Here is an 11,165-nt window from a genome sequence, read left to right on the forward strand (position 1 = left end):
AATACAGGATTATTGAAGTAACAACATTTTGAATCATAAAACACCTCATTCAAATATATTTTTGAATGAATTTTAACATTAAACTTTGTAGATGTCAACTTCAGCTCCACCAAAATATAGATAAGAAGTTAGTGTACCAAATATAAAAAAGCCTTGCCATCGAAATGATGACAGGGCTTAACTTCAATATCCAAATGATATATTTATCTAAAAAGGTAGAGTTCTTTTATTGTTTAAAATCATATTTCCTTACAAATAAAATAATAAGGTCTAACTTTGTAGAGTTCCCATTTGATATTATAAGTTATAATGAATTGCAGTCGGACATAATTTGCTAGAGATTAATTACCTCTATAATATTAATAAAAAAGGAATTTGGTGAAATAGTACCTTTACTACATAATAGAATAACGGATTTTTAAAAAGGTTAAGTCTCTATTCAAATTGTAATAAATGTTCAAATTTCCAACATATTCTTGTTTATTTTTGATATAATGTAAAAAAACAACAAAGGATTAAACATGAATAAACGAGAACGACTAGAAGAAATTACACGATTGGTAAACAAAAAAGGCACAGTTCGAATTTCTGAGATAGTAGAATTGCTAAATGTTACTGATATGACTGTTCGACGTGATTTTATTGAACTGGAAGAGCAAGGTGTCTTAACAAAAATTCACGGCGGTGCTAGAAGTAATAAGGCTTTTCAATATCGGGAATATTCCCATTCTGAGAAACACATTCAGAACAAGGAAGCCAAGCAAGAGATAGCGGAAAGGGCTGCACAACTGATAGAAGATGGAGACACGGTATTTTTAGGTCCAGGAACAACAGTGGCCTTTCTGGCTGAGGCCATTAAAAATCCTCGCCTAACAGTCATCACAAACTGTATGCCTGTTTTTACCATCTTATCACAAAAGAAGACTGAGGATTTTCAAGTCTTTCTCTTGGGGGGAGAATATCGTCAAGTGACAGAATCTTTTGTAGGAGAAATTACCAATACAAGTTTAGAAAAAATGCGATTCAGCAAGATTTTCTTTTCAGGTAACGGACTTAAGGGAACTGATGTCATGACCTCTACCCTAGCCGAAGCCTATACGCAAAATATTGCCATTAAACATTCTTTAGAAAAATATCTACTGCTAGATGCCTCGAAAATTGGAAAAGATGATTTTACTTCTTTTTGTGATTTGAATGATGTAACTGCTCTAGTGACCGATATGACTGCAAAGGATGAAAATTACCAATTATTAAGTAACCACATTGAAATTATTACTACAAAATCATAAAGTTATCAAAACCAACAGTGAAATGTTGGTTTTTTGTTTGTATACGAAAAAAATAAACAAAAATAAAACAAAATGCGTTGACTTTATGTTTGTTTGGTTGTATAATTTAAACATAAAAAAGCGAAAACGCTTTTTCTAAGTTTTGCAAAACAAAGATTTTCTGCCAAATATGGCTACAACTTTCTATTTTTGTTAGGAGATAGGTTATGACAATCATTATCGGTGCTGATCCAGCGGGTTCAAAACTAAAAGACGTTATTAAAGATTATTTGCTAGAAAAATCATATGACTTTAAAGATGTCAGTGATGGAAGTGATTTTGTTGATACAACTTTGGCAGTAGTTGCAGAAGTTAATCAAGAGGAAGGAAACCTTGGCATTGTGATTGATGCTTATGGTGTTGGTCCATTTATGACCGCAACTAAAGTCAAAGGCATGATCGCTGCAGAAGTTTCAGACGAACGCTCAGCCTATATGACAAGAGGACACAACAATTCGCGTATTATTACAATCGGTAGTGAGATTGTAGGAGAAGGAATTGCTAAAAATATCGTTAAAGGATTTGTTGAAGGTGAGTATGATGGCGGCCGTCACCAAATTCGTGTCGATATGCTAAATAAAATGTGCTAATTGTTGTAAACAAAGGAGAATAAGAGATGAAAATTGCAATCGGTTGTGACCACATTGTAACCTATGAAAAAATCGCTGTGGTAGATTATTTGAAAAATCAAGGATATGAAGTATTGGACTTTGGGACTTATGACAATGTTCGTACTCATTACCCAATCTTTGGTAAAAAAGTTGGTGAAGCTGTTGCAAGCGGACAAGCAGATTTGGGAATTTGTATTTGTGGAACAGGTGTTGGAATCAACAATGCTGTAAACAAGGTACCTGGTGTTCGATCAGCCCTGGTTCGTGATATGACCTCTGCACTCTATGCAAAAGAAGAGTTAAACGCCAATGTCATTGGTTTTGGAGGAAAGATTACGGGCGAGCTGCTCATGTGTGACATCATTGAAGCCTTCATTAAAGCAGAATACAAACCAACTGAAGCAAACAAACGTTTGATTGAAAAGATTGCTGCAGTTGAAACGCTCAATCAAGAGCAGGCTAATCCAGAGTTCTTTACGGAATTTCTTGAAAAGTGGGATCGTGGAGAATACCACGACTAGGAGGCTCACATGATTTTGACGATCACATTAAATCCGTCCGTTGATATTGCTTATCAATTGGATACTTTTCATTTGGATACGGTCAATCGAGTAGAAAAAGTTCAAAAAACAGCTGGAGGCAAGGGGCTCAATGTCACACGAGTTTTGAAACAAATTGGTGAAGATGTTGTAGCAACAGGCTTTATTGGCGGCGATTTTGGAAGTTATGTCAAGAAACAACTCACTCGAAATGATGTTAAAAACTCCTTTGTGGAAATTGGGAGCGAAACACGTAACTGTATTGCGGTTCTTCATGATGGCAAACAGACGGAGATTTTAGAACAAGGCCCAACTATTCATGAACACGAAGCCTTGAATTTTATCGAACACCTTGAAATCATCCTGAACAATGTAGATGTAGTTGTTATTTCAGGAAGTTTGCCTAAGGGACTTGCTAGCAATTATTATGTTGAGATTGTAGAACTTTGTAAAAAACGCGGTGTAGCTGTTGTTTTGGATTGTTCTGGTGAGGCGCTGAAAAATGTTTTAGAAAGCCAGCAGAAGCCGACTATTATTAAGCCAAATACAGAAGAGTTATCACAACTGATTGGTAAAGAAGTTACTGATGATATTCAAGAGTTGAAATCAGTTTTGTCCGGTCAACTTTTCCAAGGAATTGATTGGATAGTTGTCTCATTAGGGGCACAGGGGGCTTTTGCCAAGCACAATGACAAGTTCTATCGTGTCAGAATTCCAAAAATCAAAGTCGTCAATCCAGTAGGATCAGGAGATTCAACTGTTGCAGGTATTGCAGCAGGTTTGGTACATGCTTTACCTGATGCAGAATTATTAAAAAATGCTAATGTTTTAGGCATGTTAAATGCCCAGGAAGAACAGACGGGTTACGTCAATTTAGAAAATGCAGAATCGTTGTATTCTCAAATCGAAGTCGAAGAGGTATAATATGGTAGTAACAGCAGACAAAAGAAAATACATGGAAAAAGTAAGCAATGAAGCAGGTATTATTTCAGCTTTAGCTTTCGACCAACGTGGAGCCCTGAAAAAAATGATGGCAAAACATCAGACAGAAGAACCTACTGTGAAGCAGATGGAAGAACTAAAGAAACTAGTTTCAGAGGAATTAACACAGTTTTCTTCCTCAATTCTGTTAGATCCTGAATTTGGTTTGCCAGCATCACGCGCCCGTGACGAACAGTGCGGTTTGCTTTTGGCTTATGAAAAAACTGGCTATGATACCAGCTCTACTAGACGCTTACCAGATTGCCTAGTAGAGTGGTCTGTGAAACGACTAAAAGAAGAAGGTGCAGATGCCATTAAATTCCTACTCTATTATGATGTGGATGGAGATTCATACGTCAATCTTCAAAAACAGGCCTATATTGAACGCTTGGGTTCAGAATGTCAGGCTGAAGGTTTACCGTTCTTTTTGGAAATTTTGAGCTATGATGAAACGATTGAAGACAATGCCAGTGTGGAATTTGCAAAAGTCAAACCTCGAAAAGTAAATGAGGCTATGAAAGTATTTTCGGATGAACGATTTGGAGTGGATGTTCTCAAGGTAGAAATACCTGTGAACATGAATTTTGTAGAAGGCTTTGGAACAGGGGAAGTCGTCTATACAAAAGAAGAAGCAGCCGAATATTTCCGTCAGCAAGAAGCATCAACGGACTTGCCATACATTTATCTTAGTGCAGGTGTTTCAGCTAAACTCTTCCAAGATACTCTGGTGTTTGCACATGAAGCAGGTGCAAAATTTAACGGTGTTCTCTGTGGTCGTGCGACGTGGGCGGGTGTTGTGCCAGTCTATATTGAACAGGGTGAAGAAGCTGCACGTGAATGGTTACGTACTGTTGGTCGTGAAAATATTGAGGGACTTGATGCAGTCTTGTCTCAAACAGCAACTTCTTGGCTAGAAAAATAATTGAAAAAATAACCATTTTCTTAAAAGAAAGGGTTTACATTTTCTGAGAATATGCTATAATAATCTCATCAGCAAGAATAGAGTGGATTGTAACTAATTCGATTAGGCAAGACTACAAATGGATTTGAGAGTGGGATATTCTCGGTTTGTTTGTAGTCTTTTTTTGCTTAAAAATATAGGAGGGATATATGTTTAGGATTATACAGTCACTAAATAATAACGCTGCCCTGGTGAAAAATGAACATGGGGAACAGGCAGTCGTGATGGGATTAGGTATAACCTTTCAAAAGAAGAAAGGGGATTTAATTGTTAAGGACAAGATAGAAAATATCTTTTCGCTAAAAAATGATGAAGCCAAAGAAAATTTTCTAACCTTATTAAAAGATATTCCCTTAGATTTTATTTCGGCAACCTACACGGTTATTAATCATCTGGTAGAAACTTATCATTACCCTGTACAAGAATATCTATATGTGACACTGACAGATCATATCTATTGTGCATATCAGGCGGTTTTAAAGAACAGTTATCAAGAAAGTAGGCTACCCAATATTTCAGCCGAATATCCATTGGAATATAAAATGGCGCGTGAAGCCTTAGCTATGTTTCGTGAAAAGTTGCTAAAAGATTTTCCAAATGATGAGATTGGTAAAATTGCACTTCACTTAATCAATGCAAAAGGTGAAACAATTCATCCCACTAGTGAAGAACATGACATCAGTAAGAAAATTATTGCTGAGGTTGAACAAATTTTGATAGAGAATGGGATTAAACGCACAAAAGAAAATAGCAATTTTTATGATCGCTTTATGATTCATTTGTCCTATTTTCTGAATTACTTAGATAGATCCCATCAGTCAAATGAATCGCTTGCTAGTTTGGAACAGTACATCAAGCTCCAGAATCCAAGAGCCCATCAGGTTGGAAGTCAGATTTTTGAGATGATTACATCATTGGTTGATGAGCCAGTAAATGATAGTGAAAGGTTCTATATTGTGTTACATATTCAACGGTTATTGTAAATCAATTCAATTTTAAAAGGAGGTTCATATTATGAACAGAGAAGAAATTACTTTATTAGGTTTTGAGATTGTTGCATTCGCTGGTGATGCTCGTTCTCGTTTGATGGAGGCACTGGCTGCTGCTCAAAAAGGTGATTACGCAAAAGCAGAAGAACTAGTTGAAGCGGCCAATGCTTGTATTGTTGAAGCCCACCATGCTCAGACAAGTTTGTTGCAGAAAGAAGCGGCTGGTGAGGATTTAGCCTTTAGTGTGACGCTCATGCATGGTCAAGACCATCTCATGACGACATTGTTATTGAAAGATATGATGAGTCATATGATTGAACTTTACAAACGAGGTGATAAGTAATGAATAAATTGATTGAATTCATTGAGAAAGGGAAACCTTTCTTTGAAAAGATTTCGAGAAACCCTTATTTAAGGGCTATCCGTGATGGTTTTATCGCTGCCATGCCGGTTATCTTGTTCTCAAGTATCTTCCTATTGGTGGCTTTCGTGCCTAATATCTTTGGATTTACTTGGTCTGATGAAGCAGTTGCGGCTATCATGAAACCTTACGGTTATACAATGGGTATTGTAGCTGTCCTAGTTGCAGGAACGACCGCAAAATCTTTGACAGATGCGTTTAACCGTCAATTGCCAAAAACCAATCAAATTAACTTCATTTCAACAATGATTGCCTCAATTTCAGGTTTCTTATTACTGGCTTCTGATGGTATTGAAGGTGGATTTGCCAATGGTTACATGGGAACTAAGGGACTTTTGACAGCCTTTCTGGCAGCCTTCATTACGGTTAATATCTATAAGGTCTGTGTGAAAAACAATGTCACCATTCGTATGCCAGACGAAGTTCCACCGAACGTATCCCAGGCATTTAAAGATGTGATTCCATATGCATTGTCTATCTTTGTCTTGTATGGAATTGATCTTGTGACACGTCAATTCCTTGGAACAAACGTTGCTGAGGCGATTCTGAAATTATTTGAGCCTCTGTTTACAGCCGCAGATGGTTATGTTGGTATTACAATTATCTTTGGTGCCTATGCTTTGTTCTGGTTTGTAGGGATTCATGGTCCATCTATTGTGGAACCAGCAATTGCAGCCATTACTTATGCTAATATTGAAACCAACTTCCAGCTTCTACAGGCGGGTCAACATGCGGACAAAATCCTGACTTCAGGTACTCAAATGTTTATTGTGACTATGGGTGGTACAGGTGCTACCTTGGTTGTGCCATTCATGTTTATGTGGTTGACTAAGTCTAAACGAAATAAAGCAATTGGACGTGCTTCAGTTGTTCCAACTTTCTTTGGTGTAAACGAACCGATCTTATTCGGTGCACCACTTGTACTCAACCCAGTATTCTTTGTTCCATTCATCTTAGCTCCAATTGCTAATGTATGGATTTTCAAATTCTTTGTTGATACGCTTAAAATGAACAGTTTCAGCGTTAACTTGCCATGGACAACTCCAGGACCATTGGGGATTGTAATGGGAACAAACTTTGCTCCACTTGCCTTTGCACTAGCTATCTTGTTGGTAGTTGTCGATGTACTTATCTATTATCCATTCTTGAAAGTTTACGATGAGCAAATTCTTGCTGAGGAACAATCAGGTAAAGTTGAAAATAGCTTGAAAGAGAAAGTGGCGGCTAACTTTAATACCGCCAAAGCGGATGCTATTCTTGAAAAGGCTGCAGTCGACACCGAAATTTCTGAACAAACAAATGTTTTGGTACTTTGTGCAGGGGGTGGTACAAGTGGATTACTTGCCAACGCTCTAACGAAAGCCGCAAAAGAATATGGTGTTCCAGTTACAGCTACAGCAGGAAGCTATGGGGCGCACCGTGAGATTTTGCCAGAGTATCAATTAGTCATCCTTGCACCTCAAGTAGCATCAAACTACGATGACATTAAACAAGAAACTGATGCATTGGGTATTAAACTTGCCAAAACCGAAGGGGCTCAATACATTAAACTCACACGTGATGGTCAAGGTGCTCTTGACTTTGTCAAACAACAGTTTTAGAACCTATATTCACAGTTCAGCACTTCCATCTAAGGCTAGTTTTTCAGCTACTCATCGTTAGTTTTTTTCAAAATACAGTCAGTATTCCCTCAAAAAACCGCCTTGATTAGCGAAAAACTATCTCTTATATACAAGCACTTCACTTGTGAATACAGGTTCTTAATCAAAAGGGGAGGGAGTTATCATCTCCAACTCCTCCCCCTTTATTTATTTTTGATAGAAGAAGGTAGGCATATGGTTAAAACATTACCGAAAGATTTTATATTTGGTGGAGCAACTGCTGCATATCAAGCAGAGGGTGCTACACAGACGGATGGAAAAGGTCGTGTTGCGTGGGACAAGTATCTAGAAGATAATTACTGGTACACTGCGGAACCAGCTTCTGATTTTTATAATCGTTATCCAGTTGATTTAGAACTAAGTGAACAATTTGGGGTAAACGGCATTCGTATTTCAATTGCGTGGTCTCGTATTTTCCCAACAGGCTTTGGAGAAGTGAATCCAAAGGGAATAGAGTATTACCATAAATTATTTGCGGAATGCCATAAACGTCACGTAGAACCATTTGTAACGCTTCACCATTTTGATACACCAGAAACGCTACATTCTAATGGTGACTTTCTGAATCGAGATAACATTGAACACTTCGTCAATTACGCAGCGTTTTGCTTCAAAGAATTCCCTGAAGTGAATTACTGGACAACCTTTAATGAAATCGGGCCAATTGGTGACGGACAGTATCTTGTAGGTAAGTTCCCGCCAGGGATTCAGTATGACTTAGCTAAGGTATTCCAATCTCACCACAATATGATGGTTTCACATGCTAAGGCGGTTAAGCTATACAAGGATGCTGGATATAGCGGAGAAATTGGTGTTGTACACGCATTGCCAACGAAATATCCTTATGATCCAAGCAATCCTGACGATGTTCGTGCAGCGGAGCTAGAAGATATTATTCATAATAAATTTATCCTAGACGCAACATACTTGGGTTACTATTCTGAAAAAACGCTTGAAGGTGTTCGACATATTCTGAAAGTAAATGGTGGGGAATTAGACCTTCGTGATGAAGACTTCGCTGCCTTAGATGCCGCAAAAGATTTGAACGACTTCTTGGGCATCAATTACTATATGAGTGATTGGATGAGGGCTCATGACGATGAGACTGAAATTATCCATAATGGTAAAGGTGAAAAAGGAAGTTCTAAGTATCAAATCAAAGGAGTTGGTCGTAGAGAATCCCCAGTCGATGTTCCAAAAACGGACTGGGATTGGATTATCTATCCGCAAGGTCTTTATGATCAAATCATGCGTGTGAAAAATGACTATCCAAACTATAAGAAAATCTACATCACTGAAAATGGTCTAGGCTATAAAGATGAGTTTGTAGATGGTACAGTCTATGACGATGGTCGAATCGACTACGTGAAAAAGCATTTAGAAGTGATTTCAGATGCTATCTCAGATGGTGCCAATGTTAAAGGTTATTTCATCTGGTCCTTGATGGATGTATTTTCTTGGTCAAATGGATACGAGAAACGATATGGATTGTTCTATGTTGACTTTGAGACCCAAGAACGTTATCCAAAGAAAAGTGCTTATTGGTATAAAAAAGTAGCGGAAACACAGGTTATTGAATAAAACTAATACAAGGATGCCTAGCTCAAGTTAGCATCCTTGTTTTCATATAAGGGAGGCAGTTTTTATGCTCGAATTAAAAAATGAGAACTTAACAGTACAATTTTCTGAATTTGGTGGGCAAATTATTTCTATTAAAGACAAGGATGGTATCGAATATCTTTGGCAAGGCGATCCAACCTATTGGAGCGGTCAAGCACCAGTTCTATTTCCGATTTGTGGAAGTTTACGAAATGATTGGGCTATCTATGAACCTGCAGAAAGACCGACATTTACAGGCACAATTCCAAGGCATGGACTTGTGAGAAAAATGATGTTCAAAAATGTAAATAGTACTGAAAACTCTTTAGAATTTTCTATTTCATCAAATGAGGAAACCGTAAAAAATTACCCATTTGAATTTGAACTTTCCATTAACTACTCACTATTTGGCAATACAATCCGAACTGAATATCGGGTGAAAAATCTTGAAGGACATAGAAAGCTACCTTACTTTATTGGGGGTCATCCAGGTTTTAATTGTCCTTTGTTGGATGGTGAGAGTTATGAAGACTATTATTTAGAATTTGAAAAAGTAGAATCTTGTACAGTACCTAGAAGTTTTCCAGAAACTGGCTTACTTGATCTGCGAGATCGCCGTCCATTCTTGGAAAATCAAAAGATCTTGGACTTGTCCTATCAACTGTTTGAGCACGATGCCATAACATTGGATCAATTAGTATCACGAAAGGTAACCTTGAAATCCAAAAATCATCAGAAGAAACTTTCGATTTCATTTGAAGATTTTCCATATTTAGTGATTTGGTCAACTACAAATCAGAGTCCCTTTATCGCATTAGAACCATGGAGCGGACTATCGACTTCAATGGAAGAATCTGATATTTTCAATGCCAAACGAAATATTAGTTACGTCGCTCCAAAAGAGGTTGATACAAAATATTTTGATATTATTATTGAGTAACCTTTTGAAAATATTTGTTCGTTACAGAAATTTGGTAAAATAGTTTGAATAATGAAAAAACTAAAAAATATTAAGCTACGATGGTTTGTTTTTATTTGTATCCTAATTTTTCTTGCTTTAGGTTTTGACAGTCGGCTTCAAGTAACTCATTACAGGCTTGTTAGTCCCAAAATATCTCAGCCAATCAGACTTGCTCTAATTACTGATTTACACTCATCAAATTACGGTAAAAATCAGATACAAATCTTGGAAACATTAGAGAAAGAAAAGCCAGACGAAAGTTCTATAATGAAGTTAGCCACCTTACCTTAGTCAAGAATTAGATGTTTCACTATATGTGAGTAAGTTGATGATTTCATTTGATAACAGGCTTGAAGCTGTTAGGCTAGGTGGCCAAGGCTAATCATAGCCTTGGTTTAGCTTAAAAAACAGGTTCAAGGGTTCCTGTTGTCAAATGAAATCTGATGTAAGGTATAAGAAAACACCTCTGTGCTATACTTGTTGTTCACCACAAACACAAGGAAAGGCACAGAGATGCAAGAACATTATACCTTAAAAGGGAAACATTTGACAATAGATAACCGTCGCTTGATTGAGCGGTGGAAACTTGAAAATAAGTCCAATCGTGAAATTGCAGGCTTGTTAGGAAAGGCGCCTCAAACGATTCATAATGAAATCAAGCGTGGGACAACCTTACAACAAGTGCGAAAAGGGATCTACAAAAAAGTTTATTCTGCTGATTATGCACAAACTGTTTACCAATCCAATCGAAAACGGTCGGTTAAAAAGATAATCCTAACGAAAGAAATGAAAGAGAAGATTTTACACTATCATAAGCAAAAATTTTCGCCTGAAATGATGGTTAAGAAGAAGCAAGTGAAAGTTGGTATTTCAACTATCTACTATTGGTTTCATAATGGTCATTTAGGTTTGACAAAAGCGGATATGCTTTATCCTAGAAAATGGAAAGGTGTCAAGAAGCAAGCCAGTCCGAACTTTAAGCCAGCTGGTAAATCAATCGCAGAGCGACCAGAGGTCATCAATCTTCGATTGGAAAACGGTCATTATGAAATTGATACAGTTCTACTAACCAGAGCGAAAAATCAGTGTCTTTTAGTCTTAACCGACCGACGAA

11 protein-coding genes and 1 pseudogene are annotated in these 11,165 nt (G+C 37.3%); all 12 read left to right on the forward strand.

What is annotated here, in order from left to right; all coding sequences use genetic code 11:
- Positions 1-65 precede the first annotated feature (65 nt).
- Positions 66-215 (forward strand): annotated as a pseudogene (locus C1E99_RS15170) (FanG protein); the annotation flags it as partial.
- Positions 216-521: 306 nt separating this feature from the next.
- Positions 522-1,289 (forward strand): DeoR/GlpR family DNA-binding transcription regulator, encoded by a 768-nt coding sequence (locus C1E99_RS02035; RefSeq protein ID WP_105206439.1) that lies wholly within the window; start codon positions 522-524, stop codon positions 1,287-1,289.
- A 206-nt stretch (positions 1,290-1,495) separates the two neighbouring features.
- On the forward strand, positions 1,496-1,918 hold the full coding sequence (lacA, locus tag C1E99_RS02045) for a galactose-6-phosphate isomerase subunit LacA (protein WP_002941127.1): 423 nt from the start codon (positions 1,496-1,498) through the stop codon (positions 1,916-1,918).
- 26 nt (positions 1,919-1,944) lie between these two features.
- Positions 1,945-2,460 carry a galactose-6-phosphate isomerase subunit LacB gene (gene lacB / locus C1E99_RS02050; protein WP_002941130.1) on the forward strand — a complete coding sequence of 172 codons (516 nt, stop codon included), beginning with the start codon at positions 1,945-1,947 and terminating at the stop codon, positions 2,458-2,460.
- Between the two features lie 9 nt (positions 2,461-2,469).
- Entirely contained in the window at positions 2,470-3,402 is a 933-nt protein-coding gene (locus C1E99_RS02055; RefSeq protein WP_105206440.1) for a tagatose-6-phosphate kinase, read from the forward strand.
- Position 3,403: 1 nt separating this feature from the next.
- Positions 3,404-4,381, forward strand: coding sequence for a tagatose-bisphosphate aldolase (gene lacD / locus C1E99_RS02060; RefSeq protein WP_105206441.1), 978 nt, complete (start codon positions 3,404-3,406; stop codon positions 4,379-4,381).
- Between the two features lie 188 nt (positions 4,382-4,569).
- On the forward strand, positions 4,570-5,403 hold the full coding sequence (locus C1E99_RS02065) for a PRD domain-containing protein (RefSeq protein WP_105206442.1): 834 nt from the start codon (positions 4,570-4,572) through the stop codon (positions 5,401-5,403).
- 31 nt (positions 5,404-5,434) lie between these two features.
- Positions 5,435-5,752 carry a PTS lactose/cellobiose transporter subunit IIA gene (locus C1E99_RS02070; protein ID WP_003048451.1) on the forward strand — a complete coding sequence of 106 codons (318 nt, stop codon included), beginning with the start codon at positions 5,435-5,437 and terminating at the stop codon, positions 5,750-5,752.
- Positions 5,752-7,431: a lactose-specific PTS transporter subunit EIIC gene (locus tag C1E99_RS02075; RefSeq protein ID WP_002941140.1), complete on the forward strand. Its 1,680-nt coding sequence runs from the start codon at positions 5,752-5,754 to the stop codon at positions 7,429-7,431. The genes C1E99_RS02070 and C1E99_RS02075 overlap by 1 nt, the downstream gene beginning before the upstream one ends.
- Positions 7,432-7,665: 234 nt before the next feature.
- On the forward strand, positions 7,666-9,072 hold the full coding sequence (gene lacG / locus C1E99_RS02080) for a 6-phospho-beta-galactosidase (RefSeq protein WP_105206443.1): 1,407 nt from the start codon (positions 7,666-7,668) through the stop codon (positions 9,070-9,072).
- Between the two features lie 64 nt (positions 9,073-9,136).
- Positions 9,137-10,030: an aldose 1-epimerase family protein gene (locus tag C1E99_RS02085; protein WP_105206444.1), complete on the forward strand. Its 894-nt coding sequence runs from the start codon at positions 9,137-9,139 to the stop codon at positions 10,028-10,030.
- Positions 10,031-10,564: 534 nt separating this feature from the next.
- Positions 10,565-11,165, forward strand: a 601-nt coding sequence (locus C1E99_RS02095) for an IS30 family transposase (protein WP_105206445.1), incomplete at its 3' end; no start/stop codon positions are given.

Source organism: Streptococcus suis, from assembly GCF_002964045.1.
GTDB lineage: Bacteria > Bacillota > Bacilli > Lactobacillales > Streptococcaceae > Streptococcus > Streptococcus suis_U.